The organism is Curvibacter sp. CHRR-16, from assembly GCF_018474005.1.
GTDB lineage: Bacteria > Pseudomonadota > Gammaproteobacteria > Burkholderiales > Burkholderiaceae_C > Allorhodoferax.
Map to the genome: position 1 here is coordinate 107,103 of NZ_JAHCSH010000001.1, position 20,175 is coordinate 127,277.

A 20,175-nucleotide genomic window follows, 5' to 3' on the forward strand; every position below is an offset into this window, starting at 1 on the left:
TTCAGGCTGCGCGGTGGTCTTTGGAGTAGGCTGCGCGGTCAAATTCATTGATCTCTGCCGTGCGCTGCAAATCGGCAGGGCTGCCCACGTGGATGGTTTGTTCCACCAGCACTTGCACGATGCGCTCGGTCAGCATTTTTTTGGTTTCAGGGCTGCGTCCGGGCATCACGGACAAGCGGACATGCACAAAACCGCGTCCGCCTTGGGTGCCGATCTGGAAGGCGTCAAATGCTTGGGCGCGGCTTTTCACGTCCACGTCTTTGAACTCACCCGTAGCAATCAGCGCGGTGTTGATGGCCAGCAGGGTGGCTTGTGCGTCAAAGCCATGGCAGTTGCTGGAGTATTCCAAATTCAGGTGTGGCATAGGAAGGAGGGGAGTTAGCGGGCGATTTGGACGTAAATCTCGTCGCTCTTGACCATGCCCAGCTCAGAGCGGGCTTTTTCTTCCACGATTTCCAAACCTTCTTGCAGATCGCGGATTTCGGCTTGCATTTGCTCGTTGGCCAGTTGGGCCTGCGCATTGCGGTTTTGCTGCTCCTGCACTTGCTGGTGCAGCTTGGCCACGCTCGGCAGGCTGCCACGGCCCAGCCACAGCTGTGCTTGCAGGCTCACGAGGAGTACCAGCAGGATCAGTGTGACGAGGCGGCGTGGCATGGGTGGAGGCTTAGCGCAGGTTGTAGAAGGCAGCGCGGCCAGGGTACACAGCTACATCGCCCAGGTCTTCCTCGATGCGCAGCAACTGGTTGTACTTGGCCATGCGGTCCGAGCGGGACAGCGAGCCGGTCTTGATTTGGCCTGCGTTCAAGCCCACCGCGATGTCGGCAATGGTGCTGTCTTCGGTTTCGCCCGAGCGGTGCGATACCACGGCGGTGTAGCCAGCGCGCTTGGCCATTTCGATGGCGGCAAAGGTTTCGCTCAGGGTGCCGATCTGGTTGATCTTGATCAGGATGGAGTTGGCGATGCCTTTGTCGATGCCTTCTTTCAGGATCTTGGTGTTGGTCACGAACAAGTCGTCCCCCACGATCTGCACCTTCTTGCCCAAGCGGTCGGTCAGGATCTTCCAACCATCCCAGTCGCCTTCGGCCATACCGTCTTCGATGCTGATGATGGGGTATTTATCAACCCAAGTAGCCAGCATGTCGGTCCACTGGGCTGAGGTCAGCGCGATGCCACCTTCGCCTTCGAGCACGTATTGGCCGTCTTTGTAGAACTCGCTGGCAGCGCAGTCCAGCGCCAAAGCGATTTGCTCACCGGCGGTGTAGCCAGCCTTGTCGATGGCTTCCAGCACCAATTGGATGGCGGCCTCATGGTTGGCTACACTGGGGGCAAAGCCACCTTCGTCACCCACGGCGGTGGGCATGCCACGGCTGTCGATGATTTTCTTCAGGGCGTGGAACACTTCAGCACCCCAGCGCAGGGCTTCGCGGAAGGTGGGCGCGCCCACGGGCACGATCATGAACTCTTGCAAGTCCAGGCTGTTGTTGGCGTGCGCGCCGCCGTTGATGACGTTCATCATGGGCACAGGCAGTTGCACGGCACCCATGCCACCAAAGTAGCGGTACAGGGGCAGGCCAGCTTCTTCGGCTGCGGCACGGGCCACGGCCATGGACACGGCCAACATGGCGTTGGCACCCAAGCGACTCTTGTTGTCGGTGCCGTCCAAGTCGATCAGCGTTTTGTCCAAGAACGCTTGCTCGGCTGCATCCAAGCCCAGCACGGCTTCGGAGATTTCGGTGTTGATGTGCTCTACGGCCTTGAGCACGCCTTTGCCCAAGTAGCGGCTCTTGTCGCCGTCACGCAGTTCAATGGCTTCGCGCGAACCAGTGGACGCGCCAGATGGCACGGCCGCACGGCCCATGACGCCGCTCTCCAACAGCACGTCACATTCCACGGTGGGGTTGCCACGGCTGTCCAGGATTTCGCGTCCTACGATGTCAACGATTGCACTCATATCGGTCTCTCTCTGAAGTGGATAAAGGGGTTCGCCATCATGGGCGGCTTTATTGGAAGCTGTTTTCCAAGAAAGGTGTTTTTTTGGTTACGGAATCGAGCGCTACCAAGGTTTCCAGCAGCGCGCGCATGTGGCGCAAGGGCACGGCGTTGGGGCCGTCGGACCAGGCTTCGGCCGGTTTGGGATGGGTTTCCATGAAAAAACCCGCCACACCCACGGCTGCCCCAGCACGGGCCAGCACGGGCACCATCTCGCGGGCACCGCCGCTGCTGGTGCCTTGGCCGCCGGGTTTTTGCACCGAGTGCGTCACGTCAAACACCACGGGGGCACCGGACTTGCGCATCTCGGCCAAGCTCACCATGTCGGCTACCAAGTTGTTGTAGCCAAAGCTCACGCCGCGCTCGCAGGCCAAGAAGCGGTCAGGGTCTAAGCCTGCTTCGATGGCCGCAGCACGCGCCTTGTCGATCACGTTCTTCATGTCCCACGGGGCGAGGAACTGGCCTTTTTTGATGTTGACCGGTTTGCCCGACTTGGCGACTGCGCGGATGAAGTCGGTCTGGCGGCACAGGAAGGCGGGTGTTTGCAGCACATCGACCACGCTGGCCACCTCGGCCACTTGGGATTCGTCGTGCACGTCGGTAATCACGGGCAGGCCAGTTTGGCGGCGCACTTCTTCCAAAATATGCAGGCCTTTTTCCATGCCCACGCCGCGCGGGGTATTGCCCGAGGAGCGGTTGGCTTTGTCAAAAGAACCTTTGTAAATGAGCGGTATGCCCAAATCGCTGCAGATTTCCTTGAGCTGCCCGGCCACGTCCAGCGACATCTCCAGCCCTTCGATGGAGCAGGTGCCTGCGATCAGAAAGAAGCGCTGGTCTAAACCGACGTCGAATCCGCAGAGTTTCATTTTGCTATCCTTTTTGTAGCGCGCCCAGCTTGATTATCTAGTGCTGCACGCACAAATGCATTGAACAAGGGGTGGCCATCCCACGGCGTGGATTTGAACTCGGGGTGGAACTGAACGCCCACAAACCACGGGTGGGCGGACTGGGGCAGCTCCACAATTTCGGTCAGTTGCTCGCGCTGCGTCAAGGCGGAAATCACCAATCCCGCTGCGCGCAGTGGGTCGAGGTAGTTGACGTTGGCTTCATAGCGGTGGCGGTGGCGCTCGGTCACCACGTCGCCGTAGATGCTGTGCGCCAGCGTGCCAGGGGCCACGTCCGAGCTTTGCGCGCCCAAGCGCATGGTGCCACCGAGGTCGGAGTTTTCGTCCCGCTTTTGGATGCTGCCGTCGGCGTCTTTCCACTCGTTGATGAGGGCGATGACGGGGTGGGGCGTTTCGGGGTCGAACTCGGTGCTGTTGGCATGGGCCAGACCGGCCACATGGCGGGCGTATTCGATGGTCGCCACTTGCATCCCGAGGCAGATGCCGAGGTAAGGCACTTGCTTTTCGCGGGCGAAACGGGCGGTGCTGATCTTGCCTTCCACGCCGCGTTTGCCAAAACCACCGGGCACCAAGATGGCGTCGTAAGCACCCAGTTGCTCTTGGGCGTTGGCGTCCTCAATGGTTTCCGAATCCACATGGGTGATCTTCACGCGCACGTGGTTGCGCATGCCAGCATGCTTGAGCGCTTCGTTGACCGACTTGTAGGCATCGGTCAGCTCCACGTACTTGCCCACCATGGCGATGTTCACTTCGCCTTGGGGGTGTTCGGTTTCGTACACCAAGTCGTCCCAACGCTTGAGGTTGGTGGGCGGGGTGTTCAGGCGCAGCTTGTCGCAGATGAGGCCATCCAAGCCTTGCTCGTGCAGCATGCGAGGCACTTTGTAGATGGTGTCCACATCCCACATGGAGATGACGCCCCACTCGGGCACGTTGGTGAACAAAGAAATCTTGGCCTTTTCGTCCTCGGGCACTTGGAACTGAGCGCGGCACAGCAGCGCATCGGGCTGGATGCCGATTTCGCGCAGTTTTTGCACCGTGTGCTGGGTGGGTTTGGTCTTGAGTTCGCCCGCAGTGGCGATCCACGGCAGGTAGGTCAGGTGGACAAAGGCGGCGTTGTTGGGGCCGAGCTTGAGGGCCAGTTGGCGCACGGCTTCTAAAAAGGGCAGGGACTCGATATCGCCCACGGTGCCGCCCACTTCGCAGATAGCGACATCCACCGCGTCGGGTGTGCCAACACCCGCGCCGCGTTTGACGTATTCCTGAATCTCGTTGGTCACGTGCGGAATGACCTGCACGGTTTTGCCCAAGTAGTCGCCACGGCGCTCTTTTTCCAACACAGACTGGTAGATACGGCCCGTGGTGAAGTTGTTGGTTTGCTTCATGCGGGTTTCGATGAAGCGTTCGTAGTGGCCCAGGTCGAGGTCGGTTTCGGCACCATCGTCGGTGACGAACACTTCCCCGTGCTGGAAGGGCGACATAGTGCCCGGATCGACGTTGATGTAGGGATCGAGCTTGATCAGGGTGACTTTGAGGCCACGCGATTCGAGGATCGCAGCGAGGGAGGCTGAGGCGATTCCCTTGCCCAGGGAAGACACCACACCGCCGGTGACGAAGACAAATTTGGTCATGTCAGAGGCAAACCCGGTAGGGTTCGCAGGTGAGGAAATTGGGATTATAAAAGGCTGGCATGGGGCTGGGCTGTTCGCTGCCCGCGCCAGCAGGCCAGTGGTACATTGCCGCCCATGCACGATTTAGCTGGCAAACACATTCTTTTGGGCCTCACCGGTGGGGTGGCTTGTTACAAGGCTGCCGAGGTGTGTCGCCTGCTCACCAAGGCCGGTGCCACGGTGCAGGTGGTCATGACCGAGGCGGCCACCCAGTTCATCACCCCCGTCACCATGCAGGCCTTATCAGGGCGGCCCGTGTATACCACGCAGTGGGATGCGCGCGAGCCCAGCAACATGCCACACATCCATTTGGCCCGGGAGGCCGATGCGGTGTTGATTACCCCCTGCAGCGCCGATTTTGTAGCCCAACTGGTGCAAGGCCGGGCGGGCGAATTGCTGCCGCTCTTGTGCTTGGCCCGCCCCATGGAGCGTGTGCCGCTGTTGCTGGCCCCGGCCATGAACCGCGAGATGTGGGCCCACCCGGCCACGCAGCGCAACCTGCGCCAAGTGCAGGAGGACGGCGCTGTCATTCTGGGCGTAGGCCATGGCGACCAAGCCTGTGGCGAGAACGGCCCTGGCCGCATGCTCGAGCCCGACGAAATAGTTGAAGAATTACTTTGCGCCCTCGCGCCCAAACCGCTGGCAGGCCAGCGGGTGTGGGTGACCGCAGGCCCCACGTTCGAGGCCATCGACCCCGTGCGCGGCATCACCAACCGCTCCAGCGGCAAGATGGGTTTTGCCATCGCCCGTGCCGCCCGCATGGCTGGGGCGCAGGTCACCCTGGTGGCCGGGCCTGTGGCCCTGCCCACGCCGCGTGGGGTGCAGCGCATCGATGTCGAGTCTGCTAAGGAAATGCTTGCAGCCCTTTCTGGATGTGCTGAGGATGCTACTATTTTTGTAGCAACGGCAGCCGTAGCCGACTGGACGCCAGCGCAAGTGGCGCAGCACAAGATGAAAAAGCAAGCCGGGGCTGGTGCACCAGCCTTGGTCTTGGTAGAGAACCCCGATTTGCTGGCCACCATCGCCCGCAGTGAGCGGGCCCGCAGCGGTGCTTTGTACTGCGTGGGCTTTGCTGCCGAGAGTGAAAACCTGCTGGAACACGCCCGCACCAAGCGCGAGCGCAAGGGTGTGCCTTTGTTGGTGGCCAATGTGGGCCCCGCCACTTTTGGCCGCGACGACAACGCGCTGCTGCTGCTGGACGATGCGGGCGTGACCGAACTGCCGCACAACAGCAAAACCGTGTTGGCCACCCAGCTGGTCGAGCAGATTGCTCTGCGCTTGGCCCAGCGCGCTTGATGCGATCACACCAACCTGAGAACCGAATGCAAGTAGAAGTCAAAATCCTCGATGAACGGCTCAAAAGCCAATTTCCCACCTATGCCACCCCTGGCAGTGCAGGCTTGGACTTGCGTGCCTGCCTGAGCGAGCCCCTAACCCTGCAACCCAATGCGTGGCAGTTGGTGCCCACCGGCATGTCTATTTACCTGCAAGACCCAGGGTACGCGGCCTTGCTGTTGCCGCGTTCCGGCTTGGGTCACAAGCACGGCATCGTGTTGGGCAATTTGGTGGGGCTGATCGACAGCGATTACCAAGGCCAGCTCATGGTCAGCGCGTGGAATCGCAGCGATGTGCCTTTCACCATCGAGCCCATGGAGCGCATTGCGCAAATGGTCATCGTGCCCGTGGTGCAGGCGCAGTTCAAGGTGGTGGATGAGTTCGCCCCCACGCAGCGCGGTGAGGGCGGTTACGGCTCTACTGGAAAGGCTTGAAAAAGCCCGTTCCCAAGGTGCCTTGGCCGACTTCGGCCTCGGTGGCTTCGCGCACGGCGCGGATGGCTAGCTGCACGCGGATGGCAATACCCGCCAGCGGGTGGTTGCCGTCTAGCACCACGTGTTCAGGGTACAGATCGGCCACGGTGTAGAGCACATCCTTGGGCGCGTCGGGGTTACAGCCAGTGGGCAAGGCGTGGCCTTCGATGGTCATGCCTTCTTCGATTTCTTGTGGAAACAGCGCACGCGGCTCCAAAAACACCAGTTGGTCGTTGAAGTCACCAAAGGCTTGTTCCGGCTCAAGCTGCAGCTCGACGGTTTCGCCTACGCTCTTGCCCAGTAAAGCACTGTCGATAGCGGGTAGCAAGTCGTTGCCACCGACCAAAAATTCCACCGGATCGTCCAATACATCCAAGGTTTCGCCCAAGGTGTCTTTCAGCGTCCATGTCAGGGCGACGACGCATTGTTGAGTAATTTGCATAGGAGAGAATTGTCCCATGAACACCACAGAACCCTTGCAGCTGCTGGGCGGCATCAGCCCAGAGCAATTCATGCAACGCTATTGGCACCGCAAGCCACTGCTTATTCGCCAAGCCATACCCGGTTTTTCTGCTGTGCTCAGCCGCGCCGAGTTGCTGGACTTGGCCGAGCGCGACGATGTGGAGTCGCGCTTGATCGTGCAACCCCACCAAGGAAAACAGTGGCAATTCAAGCGCGGGCCACTGGTGCGCCGCTCCTTGCCGCCTTTCAAGCAAGCGGGCTGGACGTTTCTGGTGCAAGGCGTGGATTTGCACGACCAGCGCATCCATGACTTGTTGCAGCAGTTCCGCTTTGTGCCGGATGCGCGTTTGGATGATTTGATGATCAGCTACGCCACCGATACGGGCGGTGTTGGCCCGCACTTTGACAACTACGATGTGTTTTTGCTGCAAGCCCATGGCCAGCGCCGCTGGCGCATTGGCCGCCAAAAAGACAAGCGTTTGGTGCCCGATTTGCCACTGAAGATATTGGCCCATTTCGAGCCTGAACAGGAGTTTGTATTGGAGCCCGGCGATATGCTCTATCTGCCACCGGGTTACGCCCACGACGGCATTGCAGAGGGCGAGTGCATGACGTATTCGGTGGGTTTTCGCTCCCCCAATAGTGTGGAGTTGGCGCGTGAGCTGCTGCAACGCATGGCCGATGCTGCCGAGGACTGCCTAGAGGAAAAAATCTACCGCGACCCAGAGCAGGAGGCGGTGACAGAGCCTGCTGCCATGCCCGCCCAATTGCACGCTTTTGCCAGCGAGGCGATAGAGGCTGCAGTGTTGGCACCCGATGCCATTGCCCGCGCTTTGGGCGAATACATGACAGAACCCAAGGCCTTGGTCTGGTTTGATGCAGGCGATGCCCTGCCTGATGGTGTGGATGTGGCGCTCGATAGGCGCACGCACATGATGTACGACCAGCACCATGTTTTCATCAACGGTGAGAGTTATGTGGCCAAAGGGAAAGACTTCAAGTTGATGCAAAAATTGGCAAACGAGCGGTTTTTGTCGGTAAAAGATGTGAAATTGTTGACAGATGGAGCCAGAAGCTTGCTCGGCCAGTGGTCAGAAGATGGTTGGGTTTGTGCACTCAATTAAGGGCGTGCGCACCATTGCGGAGGCTTTTTTGTTCTCTTTTGGGGCGCTTTGAGGGTTAACCCCAGAATTTCGCAGTGTTTTTTGTATAATGTAAGGCTCTGCAAGGAAATTTTTTGCAGGGACTGGCAGGGAACTGCTAGGCAATTTCCGGAAATTGTTTGTAACAACCAACTTTTTGAGAAGATCAAAATGAACAAGTCTATCGTTTTGGCAGCTGTGATCGCTGCCGCCGCTCTGGCCGCTTGCAGCAAGAAAGAAGAAGCTCCTGCTCCTGCAGCCGCTCCTGCTGCTGAAGCTCCTGCCGCTCCCGCAGCCGCTCCTGCTGCCCCAGCCGCTCCTGCTGCTGACGCTGCTGCTCCCGCAGCCGCTCCTGCTGCTGACGCTGCTAAGCCTGCTGAGCCTGCAAAGCAATAATTTTTGCTTGTGCAACAAAAGCCACCGCAAGGTGGCTTTTTTTATGCCCGCTGCATGCATAGGCATAAAAAAACCAGCACCGAGGTGCTGGTTCTCTATGCCCGAAGCAAGGGCTTACTTGATGTCTTCGGCCAAGACTTTGGCAATGCTTTCCGCTGCAGGCGTGGTGTCAGGCTGGCCTGCCTCATTCAATACCTTGATGGTGGTGGTTTGGTTGCCTTGGGTTTGCAGTGCCAAGCGGTATTTGCCGGGTTCTATGGCTTTAGCCCCTTTGAACATGCGGGCAAAAAAGCCGGGATCAGAGTTTTCTGACGTTGCAACCGCATAGCGCACGTAGAACAGGCCTTGCTTGCGGTCACGGTCTTCCACCGTAAAACCTGTGCGATCCAGTGTCAGAGCCACGCGGCGCCAAGCACGGTCAAAGTCTTCATTAAGCACTACCACTGGCAAGCCATCTTGGGTTACCACGGTGGCTTTGCTCGGTGCGGGGGTTGCACTCTGCGCCACTTGCTGTTGCGCTTGTTCGGTGCTAGAGCCTAGTTTGACCATCAGGCGTGCCAGAAACTCGGCTTCCAGTCCAGGGTCTGCCGCCCGGGGTTGCCACATGGTTTCTTTGGTGCCTTCACGCACATAGACCTCTTGCATCCCACGGTGGGTGATGTAGATGTTGGTGCCGCCTTTTTCGTTGCGCTCGATGCGCGTACGGTATTTGTCACGCTCACCAGTGTCGTATACCGAGTCCAATATGCCGCCCAAGGCTTTGCGAATGCCATCCATGGGCAGTTTGGCTTTGTTTTCACCCCAGTCGGTTTCCATCACGCCAGTGTCTTGCTGCGCTGTGGCAATTGGCAGGCCGTTTTCTAGCCAGAACGCTTTGACCGTGTCCCATACTTTTTCCGGAGCACGATCGACCACCAACCAGCGTGCCGAGCCATCACGCTCCAAGCGCACATTGCCCACTTTATCGGGGGCAATGGTGCCGGTGGTGATGTCAGAGCGCTGCAGGCTGGAGGCCGATACACCGCCATCGACCACGGTGTAGCGTGTCGTTTTGGAGAGCTGTGTGAGATCGGGCGGGACAGCCAGTTCTGGCGCTTTGACGGTGGTGCGGTAGTCCACCTTATCGGTCTGCAGCGACGAGCAAGCGCCCAGAAGGCTGATGGCTGCCAAGGCGGTGGCGGTGTACACCACGCGGGTGTGTGAGGCAAAAAGCGCAGGACGTGTCATGGGGAACTTGGTTCTCTTCGCAAAGGATTACAGCAAACCAGTGGTTTGCAGGGTGCGTTCCAGCACGCTTTGGTTGGCGCTGGTCAGCGGGGTCAAGGGCAGGCGGATGCCGGCACTGGCTTTGCCCATGCGGTGCAAGGCCCACTTGACGGGGATAGGGTTGGCTTCCACAAACAGGGTTTTGTGCAGTGGCAGCAGTTGGAATTGGATCTCCATGGCGCGCTGGATGTTGCCGGACATGGCGGCAACGCACAGTTCGTGCATCAGCTTGGGGGCCACGTTGGCCGTGACGCTGACGTTGCCATGGCCGCCGCACAGCATCAGGGCCACAGCAGTCGGGTCGTCACCGCTGTAAATAGAGAAGTGCTTGGGCGCTTCTTTGATGAGCCACTGGGCGCGTTCGATATTGCCAGTGGCTTCTTTGATGCCCACGATGCCCGGCACTTGGGCCAAGCGCAGCACAGTCTCGTGCTGCATATCGGCCACCGAGCGGCCGGGCACGTTGTAGAGAATGACCGGCAGATCCACCGCTTCGGCAATGGCCTTGAAGTGCAGGTATTGGCCTTCTTGGGTAGGCTTGTTGTAGTAGGGCACGACCTGCAGTTGGCAATCGGCACCTACTTGCTTGGCGAACTTGGCCAGTTCTATGGCTTCGCGGGTGGAGTTGCCACCGCAACCGGCCATGATGGGCACGCGACCAGCGGATTGCTCCACCGCCACGCGGATGATTTCGCAGTGTTCTTCCACACTCACGGTGGGCGATTCACCCGTAGTGCCGACCACGCCAATGCAGTCGGTGCCTTCTGCTATGTGCCAGTCGATCAGCTTTCGCAGCTCCCCGTAGTTGACGGAACCGTCTTCATTCATGGGAGTGATGATGGCAACGATGCTGCCGCGAATGGGCTTGTAGGTAGCGTTCATAGCAAAGGGTGAAACCAGAAAGGAAACATTCTACTAACTGCCGCACAGCATGATTTGGTTGACCAGCAGTAGCAAAAAATCCGTTTGCAGATACAAGCTGCCTACAGCCACTAGCACTGCCAAGGCGATGGTGTGCCAGATCAATGGGCGCAACCAAGCCGGCGTGCGGCGTGGAGCTTGGCTGCGGGCAGCGTATGTCATGGTTGGACTGTAGCGCCAGAGTTGGCAGAAGCTGGGTAGGCCTTTTCCTCAATGGGGAGATTGATCAGCGCGGCGGCCACGCCCAAAGCGATGCTCAGTCCCCAGACCGCGTCATAGCGGCCTGTCATGTCATAGAGGAATCCCCCCAGCCACACCCCCAGAAAAGAGCCTATTTGGTGGCTGCAAAACACAAAGCCGCCCAGCATGGAGAGGTATCGCACACCAAAAATCTGTGCCACGGTGGCATTGGTGAGTGGCACGGTGGACAGCCACAGCAGCCCCATGAGGGCGGCAAAGACGTACACGCTGGTGGGGCTCAGTGGCAGCAGCAAAAAGGCGCTGATAACCACGCTGCGGCTGCCGTAAATAAAGGCCAGCAACCAACGCTTGGGCTGGCGTTGCCCCAGCCAGCCCGCGATGTAGGTGCCCACCACGTTGAACAACCCAATGAGCGCCAGTGCAATGCTGGCTACCTCGGGCAGCAGGCCTTTGTCCTTGAGGTAGCTGGGCAGGTGCACCCCAATGAACACCACCTGAAAGCCACACACAAAGTAACCCGCCATGAGGTACTGGAAGCTGCGGTAAGCAAAGGCTTGTTGCAAGGCTTGCCACATCCCCAGTCCTGGTGGGGTGGCTGGATGGGGCTGGCCAGGGCTTGAAGGCTCGTACAAGCCCCAAGCCAGCGGGGCGATCAACAAGGACAAGGCCGCCAATACCAGCAACGCGTTGTGCCAACCCAGTTGCACAATCAACTGCCCCTCCACCGGCACCATGAGGAACTGCCCAAACGACCCCGCTGCCGCTGTCACGCCCATGGCCCAAGATCGCTTGTCAGCACTCACATGGCGGCCAATCACACCGTACACCACGGCATAGGTTGTGCCAGCTTGGGCCAGCCCAATGAGTACGCCTGCGGTGGCAATGAAGGTGCTGGCCTGCGTGCTCAAGGCCATGCCGCACAAGCCCAACGCATACAGCAAGGCTCCAGCCAGCAGCACACGCCAAGCACCAAAGCGGTCGGCCAACATGCCTGCGGCAATACCGCTCACGCCCCAAACCAGGTTTTGCAAGGCCAGACCCATGGAGAACAGCTCGCGCGGCCACCCATTGCTTTGCACCATGGGCTGCAGCCACAGACCAAAGCCGTGCCGTATGCCCATGGATAAGGTCACTACGGCTGCGGCACAGGCCAACAAACGCAGCAAAGGCAGGCGTGCTGGCATTGCTGCCGCAGGGGTGTTGCGAGGGTGTGTCATGCAAGCCACTGTACAGCCCTTGTGTAATATGTATGGAAATACAGTGTGCAGTCCCCCTTTTCCCTTCCTTAGAATTTGTCGCCATGGCTAGCAAACCCACTCCCACTCCTGACTATTCCGAAGGCTCCATCCGTGTGCTCAAAGGGCTAGAGCCCGTCAAGCAGCGCCCGGGCATGTACACCCGCACCGACAACCCGCTGCACATCGTGCAGGAGGTGATAGACAACGCCGCCGACGAAGCGCTCGCGGGCTTTGGCAAAAAAATCAAGGTCACGCTGCATGCCGATGGCTCGGTCAGCGTGGAGGACGACGGGCGCGGCATTCCTTTTGGTATGCACCCGGAAGAGAACGCCCCCGTGATTGAACTGGTGTTCACCCGCCTGCACGCGGGCGGCAAGTTCGACAAGGGCAAGGGCGGTGCCTACAGCTTTTCGGGCGGTTTGCACGGCGTGGGGGTGAGCGTGACCAACGCCTTGGGCAAGCGGCTGGAAGCCACCAGCTACCGCGACGGCCAAGTGGCCCGCTTGGTGTTCGCAGGCGGTGATGTGATTGAGCCACTGCAGGTGCGCAAAGCGGGTGAGGCCGCTGATGGCGAGAAAGACCGCAAACAAGGCACCACCGTGCGCGTTTGGCCCGATGCGCAGTATTTCGAGTCGGTGCAGTTTCCCATGGGGGAGTTGGCCCATTTGCTGCGCAGCAAAGCCGTGCTCATGCCCGGCGTGACCGTGAGCCTGACGGTGGAGAAAACCCGCGAAACCCAGACCTGGCAATACAAAGGTGGCTTGCGCGACTACCTGAGCCAGACGCTCAATGGCGAGCCCGCTATTCCCTTGTTTGAGGGCGATGGCTTTGCCGACGCCGGGCACGAGAGCTTTGCCGAAGGCGAGGGCGCTAGCTGGTGCGTGGCCTTCACCGAAGAGGGTGCGCCCGTGCGCGAGAGCTACGTCAACCTGATTCCCACCAGCGCAGGCGGCACGCACGAGAGCGGTCTGCGCGATGGGCTGTTCCAAGCGGTCAAGAGCTTTATCGACCTGCACAGCCTGCTGCCCAAAGGCGTCAAGCTGATGCCCGAAGACGTGTTTGTGCGCGCCAGCTATGTGCTGAGCGCCAAGGTGCTGGATCCGCAGTTCCAGGGCCAAACCAAAGAGCGCCTGAACTCGCGCGATGCAGTGCGTTTGGTGTCAGGCTTTGTGCGCCCCGCGCTGGAGTTGTGGCTCAACCAGCACGTGGAGTACGGCAAAAAACTGGCCGAGCTGGCCATCAAGGCCGCGCAAACCCGCCAGCGCGCTGGCCAAAAAGTAGAAAAACGCAAGAGCAGCGGCGTGGCCGTGCTGCCCGGCAAGCTGACCGACTGCGAGAGCCGCGATCTGGCCTACAACGAGCTGTTTTTGGTCGAGGGGGACTCCGCTGGCGGCAGCGCCAAAATGGGCCGCGACAAAGAGACCCAAGCCATCTTGCCCTTGCGCGGCAAGGTGCTCAACACCTGGGAAGTGGAGCGCGACCTCTTGTTCAAGAACACCGAAGTGCACGACATGGCCGTGGCCATTGGCGTCGATCCGCACGGGCCGGACGACACCCCCGACCTGTCTGGCCTGCGCTACGGCAAGGTGTGCATTTTGAGTGACGCGGATGTGGATGGTTCGCACATCCAGGTGCTGCTGCTCACCCTCTTTTTCCGCCACTTCCCCAAGCTGATAGACGCCGGGCACGTGTACGTGGCGCGCCCACCGCTGTTCCGCGTGGACGTGCCCGCCCGTGGCAAAAAGCCCGCCAGCAAGGCCTACGCGTTGGACGAGGGCGAGCTGCAAGCCATTTTGGACAAGGCTGTGAAAGACGGCGTGGCGCGGGAGAAGTGCCAGATCAGCCGCTTCAAAGGCTTGGGCGAGATGAATGCCGAGCAGTTGTGGGACACCACCCTCAACCCTGACACGCGCCGCCTGCTGCCCGTGGCCTTGGGCAGCGTGGACTTTGCCGCCACCGTGGAGTTGATGACCAAACTCATGGGCAAAGGCGAAGCCGCCGCCCGCCGTGAACTGATGGAGCTGCACGGCGATGCCGTGGAAGTGGATATTTGATTGCTATCAAATTGATAGCTGCATTAGCATATCCCATAAGCTCTGGAGCTGAATTGACTGTTGAACTATGACCGATCAAGCAACGATTGACCTGAGCAGCCCTAGTGGCGGCGACAACGACCTCAACCTTGCCAGCTACGCGCAGCGGGCCTACCTCGAATACGCCCTGTCCGTGGTCAAGGGCCGTGCGCTGCCCGATGTGGTGGACGGACAAAAGCCCGTGCAGCGGCGCATTTTGTACGCCATGCAGCGCATGGGGCTGGGTTACAGCGGCCCCAATGGCAATACGCCCGCCAAACCGGTCAAAAGCGCCCGTGTGGTGGGCGATGTGCTGGGCCGCTTTCACCCGCATGGCGACCAAGCAGCGTACGACGCGCTGGTGCGCATGGCGCAGGACTTCAGCCAGCGCTACCCGCTGATCGACGGGCAGGGCAACTTCGGCAGCCGCGACGGCGACGGCGCTGCGGCCATGCGCTACACCGAAGCGCGCTTGTCCAAGATCACCAGCTTGCTGCTGGACGAGATTGACATGGGCACGGTGGACTTCATCCCCAACTACGACGGCTCCACCGAAGAGCCGCGCCAGTTGCCAGCGCGCCTGCCTTTTAGCTTGCTCAACGGGGCCAGCGGCATCGCGGTGGGCTTGGCCACCGAAATTCCCAGCCACAACCTGCGCGAAGTGGCCGATGCTTGCGTGGCCCTGATCAAGAACGACAAACTTTCCGACGACGAGTTGTTCACCCTCGTCCCCGGCCCGGACTACCCCGGTGGCGGGCAGATCATCAGCACCGCCAGCGACATAGCGGACGCCTACCGCACGGGGCGTGGCAGCCTCAAGGTGCGGGCGCGCTGGAAGATAGAAGACTTGGCGCGCGGCCAGTGGCAACTGGTGGTGACCGAATTGCCGCCCGGCGTGAGCGCCCAGCGCGTGCTCGAAGAGATTGAGGACATCACCAACCCCAAGGTGAAGGCGGGTAAGAAGGCGTTGACGCAGGAGCAAACCCAACTCAAGGCCAGCATGCTGGGCGTGCTCGACGGCGTGCGCGACGAGTCCAGTAAAGACGCGCCCGTGCGCTTGGTTTTTGAGCCCAAGAGCAGCCGTATCGAGCAGCAAGAACTCATCGTGGCGCTGCTGGCGCACACCAGCTTGGAAACGTCGGCTCCCATCAACCTGACGCTGATTGGCTTGGATGGCAAGCCGGTGCAAAAGTCGCTGCGCCAGATGCTGACGGAGTGGATTGCGTTTCGTCACCAGACCATTGAACGGCGCAGCCGCCATCGCTTGGGCAAGGTGCTGGATCGCATCCACATCCTCGAAGGCCGCCAGTTGGTGCTGCTCAACATCGATGAGGTGATTGCCATCATCCGCGCCAGCGACGAGCCCAAGGCCGCGCTGATGGAGCGCTTCCGCTTGAGTGAGCGCCAGGCCGAGGACATCCTCGAAATCCGCTTGCGCCAGTTGGCGCGCTTGGAAGCCATCAAGATCGAGCAGGAGCTGTCGGAGCTGCGCGGCGAGCAGCAAAAGCTGGAAGAAATTTTGAACAGCCCCGCTGCGCTGCGCCGCCTCATGGTCAAAGAGATTGAGCTGGACGCCAAAACCTTTGCCGATGCGCGCCGCACGCTGATTCAGGCCGAGAAGAAAGTGGTCGCCGAGGTCAAGGTGGTCGATGAACCCGTGACCGTGGTGGTGAGCCAAAAGGGCTGGGTGCGCGTGCGCACCGGCCATGGCCACGAGGCGGGCAGCTTTGCCTTCAAGGCGGGCGACGCGCTGTATGGCACCTTCGAGTGCCGCAGCGTCGATACCCTGCTGGTGTTTGGCAGCAATGGGCGCATCTACTCCGTGGCCGTGTCGGCCTTGCCCGGTGCACGCGGTGATGGGCAGCCCATTACTACCTTCATCGAGCTGGAAACGGGTACGCAGATTGCGCATTACTTTGCCGGAGCGGCTGCTACCCAGTTGCTGCTGGCATCGAGTGGCGGCTATGGCTTCTTGGCACAGGTGGAGCACATGGTCTCGCGTCAGAAAGCGGGCAAAGCCTTTGTGACCTGCCAAGTGGGCGAGACGCTGTGTGCGCCTTCCCTGGCCGCCGGGGCTACGCAGGTGGCCTGTGCATCGGTGGGGGGGCGCATTTTGACTTTTGACATCACCGAACTCAAAGTGCAGCCCAACGGCGGGCGTGGCCTCATGCTGCTGGATTTGGAAGACAAAGACAGCTTGGCTGGCGCGGCAGCCTACACCCGCAGTGTGCGCTTGCAGGGACTGGGGCGTGGTGGCAAAGAGCGCGAGGAGACGCTGGAAATTCGCAGTCTGAACAATGCCAAGGCCGCACGCGGTCGCAAAGGCAAAGCTGCAGATTTAGGGTTCAAACCCCAGAGAATTGTGCGAGTGGAATAGCCTAATAAGAACTATTATTCGGTCATGGTTCACACAGTCCCCACCAACGTTTGGATACCATCGACCGAATGGTGGTTGCATTTGCCCAGTGGTGTGTTGGTATCGGTCAATGGGGTTATCCAGTTTGCCAATCCCATGGCGGCCCAAATTTTGGAGGTGCCCGATGCCTCTGTACTCATAGGGCAGTCTTTTTGGAACTATCTCCACCCCTTGGATCAGCACCGCATCCGCTCGCGGGTTCGGGTAGTGGAAGACAAGACTGAAACAGTCCCCGTGACCGAGTGCCGCGTCATCACTGCACGCGGGGGAGAGCGTGTGTTGGCTGTGCGCAGCTCGCCCATGCAGCACATGGGGCAAATGGCCATCATTGCCACCATGCTGGATATGACCGATAGGGCTTTGATGGAAAGTCGCTTGCGCGAGAGTGATAGCAACTTCAATCGCCTGATGCGCAGCTTGCAGGATGTGTACTACCGCACCGATGCCCAAGGCATCGTCGTCTACGTGTCTGCGGCGGTGCAGCGGATTTTGGGTTATGCACCGGAAGAGGTGATTGGCCAATCAGCCGTCCAGTTTTACCCAGATGCCAATGAACGTTTGGCCGTGATACAGGCAATCCGCAACCAAGGGTCAGTCTATGAGTACCCAGGTCGTTTGCGCCACCACAATGGCACGCTCATCGATATTTCCATCACATCCAATGTGCTGTTGGATGAAGATGGTGAATTTGCCGGGGTGGAGGGTATTTGGCGTGATGTGACCGAGAGCAAGCGCATGCAGCAGCGCTTGCAGGAGTTGGTTATCCAAGACCAACTGACAGGGTGCCTGAACAGGCGGGGCGTGATGGAGTTTTTGTCCAAAACCTTTCAACAGCGCGCTGTGGCCGATCGGCGTCGGCACATGCCTTTTTCCGTACTAGTCATCGATTTGGATCTCTTCAAAAGCATCAACGATAACTACGGGCATTTGGTTGGCGACATGGTGTTGCGCGGGGTGGTGGAGCGCATCAATGCCCAGTATCGTCCGCAGGATTGTTTTGGCCGCGTGGGAGGGGAGGAGTTTTTGCTCGTTCTCGATGACGCAGACATAGTCCAAGCGCGGGATGTGGCCGAGCGGATTCGCTGCGCGGTAGAGGCCGCACCAATGGTAGAGGGGGACTTGGCCATTCCCATCACCGTCAGCATTGGGGTAGCCCAGTACGAATTGGATGATGAGTCGGCCATGCGGGTGTACGAACGAGCCGATGAAGCGCTTTATCAAGCCAAGACCTTGGGGCGAAATCGCGTCGTTTAGCACAGTGCGATTAGAACAAGCGCCAGCTGGCTTGGATTTTGGCCAACAACGCTTTGGCCACCGTTTGTCCCAGCTCCCCAGCGGTCAAACCGCCTTGTTTGCTACCCACCTCTTTGAGCACGATGTCGGGCAGCTTCATGCCCACGGTATGGCCCAGCATAAAGCCTGCGCTGGCTTGTACTTTGGCATCGCTGATGCGCAGTTCGCGCACGATAAAGCGCCGGGGGGTTGTGCTGGCGCTGCCAGGGCCTAAATAGCGGTTGATATTGCGCACAATGGTTTCCAAGTTGGTCGTGCCATTGGCCTTTTCATAAATCAGCTTGGGTTGCACGATGCGCACCCGCTCTATCGTGACTACTGGGCTGGCCAAGCTGCTGGCCTCTATATCCAGTTCAATGCGTTCCACGGAGAGCGCATGTTCGGTGGCAAATCCTGCGGGATTGCCCACCACCAAGTGCATGATGGCTCCATGCCCGGATGTGGCTTGCAGTTGCACCGATTCGACTTGCACACGCGCACCTGTCATGGCGCTGCCGTAGTCGCGCAGGGCTTGCGCCGCCAGCCCATCCAGATTGCGGTTGAGCCACCATGCGCCAAAGGCCAGTGCCCCCATGAGCAGCACCAGCAGCGCCAACACGACAAGCTTGTATTTATTCATACAGCCATGGTACGGCAGCGTCCGAGTGCGGCCTATCCCTCGCTATCATGGCTTGCATGAAAACGAGTTATCTGTTCATCGCCATTATTCTGTGCAACGCCGTGGGCTTGTTTGCCACAGCGCGTTTTGTCAAAACCCTCATGCTGGCCTTGAGTGGTGCCATCGCCTTGTACGGACTGATTCGCCTACTGGGCTAGCCAGTCGCGGGCTGGCTCACGCACTGTCGTTGCGCCGCGTGAGCTGGTGGTCTGCGTAGTAGCGGCGTTTGGCGTCGAACATGCGTTGGTCGGCCTTGTGGATGGCGCTTTCCACTTCGCTCGGCCCGCTGCAGCTAGCTGTACCCACCGATAGGCTGAGTTTTTGGCCGGGGTAAAACTGGTTGTTCAAATCCAGAATGCTGCCCAGGCGTTCTTGGAATGCTTGGGCTGCGCGTTCGTCCGATCCTGGCATCAGGGCCACAAACTCATCGCCCCCGGTGCGGGCCACGCACACGTGCGACAAGCCTTCACTGGCTTTGGCCAGCACTTCGCCCATGCGCCGCAGCAGTGCATCGCCCGCAGCGTGCCCTTGTGTGTCGTTGATGGTTTTGAGATCGTTCATGTCCATGGCCACAATGCTGACCGGCCATGGCCCTCGGCGGCTGATGCGGTTGAGCTCCTCCACGTAGTAAGCGCGGTTGCGCAACCGGGTCAGGGCATCGTGCTTGCCCAGGTATTCCAAATAAGCCTCGGCCTTTTTGCGGGCGGTGATGTCTACCAATGACACTAGCACCATGTCCCAGTGTTCTTCGTGGCCCGGCATCACGGCAAATTGCAGGTGGATGTTGATCGGGTCACCAGTCAATGAGTAGTTCACCACCTCGCGCACTTGGTGGATCTTGCCGTTCCACAAATCCATCAACTGGTGGGTGAAGGAGGCGCGCATTTCGTCGCGGAATATTTCGTCCAATCGGTGCAGCAGGTCTTGCTTGTCGCGCGCGCCAAACATGTGCAGCGTATGCTGGTTGACATCGAGCACGCGGATTTTCTCCATGCACCGCACGACAAAGTCGGGGTGCACGTCCAGAAAGGTCCGAAAGTCGTGGATGCCCGAAGCGCGCACCTCTTCCAAGGCATCTTTCACGCTGCTGAAGTCCTCAACCCACAGCGAAACGGGGGACAAATCAAACAAATTGCGCCCATGCTGCTCGCTGTAGTGCAGTTGCTCGTGCGCTTGCGTGGTGGCGGTAATGTCGTCCAGCGACACCAGCACCTTGTCCCAAGTGTCCTCATGGCCGGGTAACACGCGCACGTGGATGCGGATGTTGATGCGCTTGCCATCGAGGGTGTAGTTCACGCTCTGGTTGCTAAACGCCAGTTTGCCGTTCCATAGTTGCTGCAGTTCGCGCTGCAAACCATGGTGGGATGCATCGCGCATCACCTCGTCCATGCGCTGCACCAGTTCGTGCTGGTTGCTGGCACCAAACAGTTGCAGGGTCTTTTGGTTGACCCGCACGATCCGTATGGCTTGGATGCATTGGTCTAGGCGCAGAGGGTCGGCGCGCAGGTGGGCTTGCAAATCGGTCACGCCCATGGCGCGCCAGTTGTCCATCAGCGTTTTGACTTGGCTGTAGTCTTCAAGCCAAAGAGACATAGGGGTCAGTTCGAACAAACCCTCTAGGTCGGTATAGGGGAGTGGGGAAGTGGGTTCGCTCATCATGTCCCCCATTGTGCAATGCGCGTGTAAAGGCGTGCGGGTATAAAACCTGACGCAAGTCAAGGCACCTGCGCTGTGGCAGGGG

The 20,175-nt window shown here is 59.6% G+C and carries 20 protein-coding genes; 8 read left to right on the forward strand and 12 right to left on the reverse strand.

What is annotated here, in order from left to right; translation table 11 throughout:
• Nucleotide 1: 1 nt before the first annotated feature.
• Genes KIK84_RS00555 through pyrG form a run of 5 tightly spaced genes read right to left on the reverse strand, consistent with a single transcriptional unit; the run spans nt 2 to nt 4,522 of the window.
• On the reverse strand, nt 2–364 hold the full coding sequence (locus KIK84_RS00555; RefSeq protein WP_214121037.1) for a 5-carboxymethyl-2-hydroxymuconate Delta-isomerase: 363 nt from the start codon (nt 362–364) through the stop codon (nt 2–4).
• A 14-nt stretch (nt 365–378) separates the two neighbouring features.
• A complete protein-coding gene (gene ftsB / locus KIK84_RS00560) occupies nt 379–654 on the reverse strand; it encodes a cell division protein FtsB (RefSeq protein WP_214121038.1) in 276 nt (91 codons plus the stop codon).
• 10 nt (nt 655–664) lie between these two features.
• Nucleotides 665–1,951: a phosphopyruvate hydratase gene (eno, locus tag KIK84_RS00565; RefSeq protein ID WP_214121039.1), complete on the reverse strand. Its 1,287-nt coding sequence runs from the start codon at nt 1,949–1,951 to the stop codon at nt 665–667.
• Nucleotides 1,952–2,000: 49 nt separating this feature from the next.
• Entirely contained in the window at nt 2,001–2,855 is an 855-nt protein-coding gene (gene kdsA, locus KIK84_RS00570) for a 3-deoxy-8-phosphooctulonate synthase (RefSeq protein WP_214121040.1), read from the reverse strand.
• On the reverse strand, nt 2,852–4,522 hold the full coding sequence (pyrG, locus tag KIK84_RS00575) for a CTP synthase (protein WP_214121041.1): 1,671 nt from the start codon (nt 4,520–4,522) through the stop codon (nt 2,852–2,854). Before pyrG ends, kdsA begins: the two co-directional genes overlap by 4 nt.
• A 114-nt stretch (nt 4,523–4,636) precedes the next feature.
• Between pyrG and coaBC the strand changes: the two genes are divergently transcribed.
• On the forward strand, nt 4,637–5,857 hold the full coding sequence (gene coaBC / locus KIK84_RS00580; RefSeq protein WP_214121042.1) for a bifunctional phosphopantothenoylcysteine decarboxylase/phosphopantothenate--cysteine ligase CoaBC: 1,221 nt from the start codon (nt 4,637–4,639) through the stop codon (nt 5,855–5,857).
• Between the two features lie 26 nt (nt 5,858–5,883).
• Nucleotides 5,884–6,330 carry a dUTP diphosphatase gene (dut, locus tag KIK84_RS00585; RefSeq protein ID WP_214121043.1) on the forward strand — a complete coding sequence of 149 codons (447 nt, stop codon included), beginning with the start codon at nt 5,884–5,886 and terminating at the stop codon, nt 6,328–6,330.
• Here dut and KIK84_RS00590 read toward each other — a convergent pair.
• On the reverse strand, nt 6,314–6,811 hold the full coding sequence (locus tag KIK84_RS00590; protein ID WP_214121044.1) for an FKBP-type peptidyl-prolyl cis-trans isomerase: 498 nt from the start codon (nt 6,809–6,811) through the stop codon (nt 6,314–6,316). The genes dut and KIK84_RS00590 overlap by 17 nt on opposite strands.
• Nucleotides 6,812–6,827: 16 nt before the next feature.
• Here KIK84_RS00590 and KIK84_RS00595 point away from each other — a divergent pair, with 16 nt between their 5' ends.
• Complete coding sequence (locus KIK84_RS00595; protein WP_214121045.1) at nt 6,828–7,955, forward strand: cupin domain-containing protein; 1,128 nt, start codon at nt 6,828–6,830, stop codon at nt 7,953–7,955.
• Nucleotides 7,956–8,144: 189 nt separating this feature from the next.
• The gene (locus tag KIK84_RS00600; RefSeq protein ID WP_214121046.1) at nt 8,145–8,369 is read left to right on the forward strand and encodes a hypothetical protein; all 225 of its coding nucleotides are present in this window, start codon (nt 8,145–8,147) and stop codon (nt 8,367–8,369) included.
• A 114-nt stretch (nt 8,370–8,483) separates the two neighbouring features.
• Here the strand turns inward: KIK84_RS00600 and bamC are convergent, their stop codons facing one another.
• From bamC to KIK84_RS00620, 4 genes are read right to left on the reverse strand one after another with little or no spacing between them, the layout of a single operon-like run.
• Nucleotides 8,484–9,596: an NlpB/DapX family lipoprotein gene (gene bamC / locus KIK84_RS00605; protein ID WP_214121047.1), complete on the reverse strand. Its 1,113-nt coding sequence runs from the start codon at nt 9,594–9,596 to the stop codon at nt 8,484–8,486.
• Between the two features lie 27 nt (nt 9,597–9,623).
• Entirely contained in the window at nt 9,624–10,517 is an 894-nt protein-coding gene (gene dapA / locus KIK84_RS00610) for a 4-hydroxy-tetrahydrodipicolinate synthase (RefSeq protein ID WP_214121048.1), read from the reverse strand.
• Between the two features lie 33 nt (nt 10,518–10,550).
• Nucleotides 10,551–10,718 carry a hypothetical protein gene (locus KIK84_RS00615; RefSeq protein ID WP_214121049.1) on the reverse strand — a complete coding sequence of 56 codons (168 nt, stop codon included), beginning with the start codon at nt 10,716–10,718 and terminating at the stop codon, nt 10,551–10,553.
• A complete protein-coding gene (locus KIK84_RS00620) occupies nt 10,715–11,974 on the reverse strand; it encodes an MFS transporter (protein WP_250207663.1) in 1,260 nt (419 codons plus the stop codon). The genes KIK84_RS00615 and KIK84_RS00620 overlap by 4 nt, the downstream gene beginning before the upstream one ends.
• 83 nt (nt 11,975–12,057) lie before the next feature.
• Here KIK84_RS00620 and KIK84_RS00625 point away from each other — a divergent pair, with 83 nt between their 5' ends.
• From KIK84_RS00625 to KIK84_RS00635, 3 genes are all read left to right on the forward strand, one after another.
• On the forward strand, nt 12,058–14,049 hold the full coding sequence (locus tag KIK84_RS00625; protein WP_214121050.1) for a DNA topoisomerase IV subunit B: 1,992 nt from the start codon (nt 12,058–12,060) through the stop codon (nt 14,047–14,049).
• 67 nt (nt 14,050–14,116) lie between these two features.
• Complete coding sequence (gene parC / locus KIK84_RS00630) at nt 14,117–16,444, forward strand: DNA topoisomerase IV subunit A (protein WP_214121051.1); 2,328 nt, start codon at nt 14,117–14,119, stop codon at nt 16,442–16,444.
• Nucleotides 16,445–16,468: 24 nt separating this feature from the next.
• Nucleotides 16,469–17,737 carry a sensor domain-containing diguanylate cyclase gene (locus KIK84_RS00635; RefSeq protein WP_214121052.1) on the forward strand — a complete coding sequence of 423 codons (1,269 nt, stop codon included), beginning with the start codon at nt 16,469–16,471 and terminating at the stop codon, nt 17,735–17,737.
• Between the two features lie 10 nt (nt 17,738–17,747).
• On the opposite strand, the gene KIK84_RS00640 is transcribed toward KIK84_RS00635, so the two are convergent.
• Nucleotides 17,748–18,395: a hypothetical protein gene (locus tag KIK84_RS00640; RefSeq protein ID WP_214121053.1), complete on the reverse strand. Its 648-nt coding sequence runs from the start codon at nt 18,393–18,395 to the stop codon at nt 17,748–17,750.
• Between the two features lie 56 nt (nt 18,396–18,451).
• On the opposite strand from KIK84_RS00640, the gene KIK84_RS00645 reads away from it, so the two are divergent.
• On the forward strand, nt 18,452–18,592 hold the full coding sequence (locus KIK84_RS00645) for a hypothetical protein (protein ID WP_214121054.1): 141 nt from the start codon (nt 18,452–18,454) through the stop codon (nt 18,590–18,592).
• A 16-nt stretch (nt 18,593–18,608) separates the two neighbouring features.
• Here the strand turns inward: KIK84_RS00645 and KIK84_RS00650 are convergent, their stop codons facing one another.
• Nucleotides 18,609–20,090, reverse strand: coding sequence for a sensor domain-containing diguanylate cyclase (locus tag KIK84_RS00650; RefSeq protein ID WP_502757527.1), 1,482 nt, complete (start codon nt 20,088–20,090; stop codon nt 18,609–18,611).
• Between the last annotated feature and the right edge of the window lie 85 nt (nt 20,091–20,175).

What these genes read in the sequence shown, in the direction of transcription:
- KIK84_RS00650 (WP_502757527.1), bottom strand. Translation starts at nt 20,090, where the DNA reads ATGAGCGAACCCACTTCCCCACTCCCCTATACCGACCTAGAGGGTTTG.
- ftsB (WP_214121038.1), bottom strand. Translation starts at nt 654, where the DNA reads ATGCCACGCCGCCTCGTCACACTGATCCTGCTGGTACTCCTCGTGAGC.
- KIK84_RS00615 (WP_214121049.1), bottom strand. Translation starts at nt 10,718, where the DNA reads ATGACATACGCTGCCCGCAGCCAAGCTCCACGCCGCACGCCGGCTTGG.
- bamC (WP_214121047.1), bottom strand. Translation starts at nt 9,596, where the DNA reads ATGACACGTCCTGCGCTTTTTGCCTCACACACCCGCGTGGTGTACACC.
- KIK84_RS00620 (WP_250207663.1), bottom strand. Translation starts at nt 11,974, where the DNA reads ATGACACACCCTCGCAACACCCCTGCGGCAGCAATGCCAGCACGCCTG.
- KIK84_RS00645 (WP_214121054.1), top strand. Translation starts at nt 18,452, where the DNA reads ATGAAAACGAGTTATCTGTTCATCGCCATTATTCTGTGCAACGCCGTG.
- pyrG (WP_214121041.1), bottom strand. Translation starts at nt 4,522, where the DNA reads ATGACCAAATTTGTCTTCGTCACCGGCGGTGTGGTGTCTTCCCTGGGC.
- KIK84_RS00590 (WP_214121044.1), bottom strand. Translation starts at nt 6,811, where the DNA reads ATGCAAATTACTCAACAATGCGTCGTCGCCCTGACATGGACGCTGAAA.
- eno (WP_214121039.1), bottom strand. Translation starts at nt 1,951, where the DNA reads ATGAGTGCAATCGTTGACATCGTAGGACGCGAAATCCTGGACAGCCGT.
- dapA (WP_214121048.1), bottom strand. Translation starts at nt 10,517, where the DNA reads ATGAACGCTACCTACAAGCCCATTCGCGGCAGCATCGTTGCCATCATC.
- KIK84_RS00635 (WP_214121052.1), top strand. Translation starts at nt 16,469, where the DNA reads ATGGTTCACACAGTCCCCACCAACGTTTGGATACCATCGACCGAATGG.
- KIK84_RS00555 (WP_214121037.1), bottom strand. Translation starts at nt 364, where the DNA reads ATGCCACACCTGAATTTGGAATACTCCAGCAACTGCCATGGCTTTGAC.
- kdsA (WP_214121040.1), bottom strand. Translation starts at nt 2,855, where the DNA reads ATGAAACTCTGCGGATTCGACGTCGGTTTAGACCAGCGCTTCTTTCTG.
- KIK84_RS00640 (WP_214121053.1), bottom strand. Translation starts at nt 18,395, where the DNA reads ATGAATAAATACAAGCTTGTCGTGTTGGCGCTGCTGGTGCTGCTCATG.
- KIK84_RS00595 (WP_214121045.1), top strand. Translation starts at nt 6,828, where the DNA reads ATGAACACCACAGAACCCTTGCAGCTGCTGGGCGGCATCAGCCCAGAG.
- dut (WP_214121043.1), top strand. Translation starts at nt 5,884, where the DNA reads ATGCAAGTAGAAGTCAAAATCCTCGATGAACGGCTCAAAAGCCAATTT.
- KIK84_RS00625 (WP_214121050.1), top strand. Translation starts at nt 12,058, where the DNA reads ATGGCTAGCAAACCCACTCCCACTCCTGACTATTCCGAAGGCTCCATC.
- coaBC (WP_214121042.1), top strand. Translation starts at nt 4,637, where the DNA reads ATGCACGATTTAGCTGGCAAACACATTCTTTTGGGCCTCACCGGTGGG.
- parC (WP_214121051.1), top strand. Translation starts at nt 14,117, where the DNA reads ATGACCGATCAAGCAACGATTGACCTGAGCAGCCCTAGTGGCGGCGAC.
- KIK84_RS00600 (WP_214121046.1), top strand. Translation starts at nt 8,145, where the DNA reads ATGAACAAGTCTATCGTTTTGGCAGCTGTGATCGCTGCCGCCGCTCTG.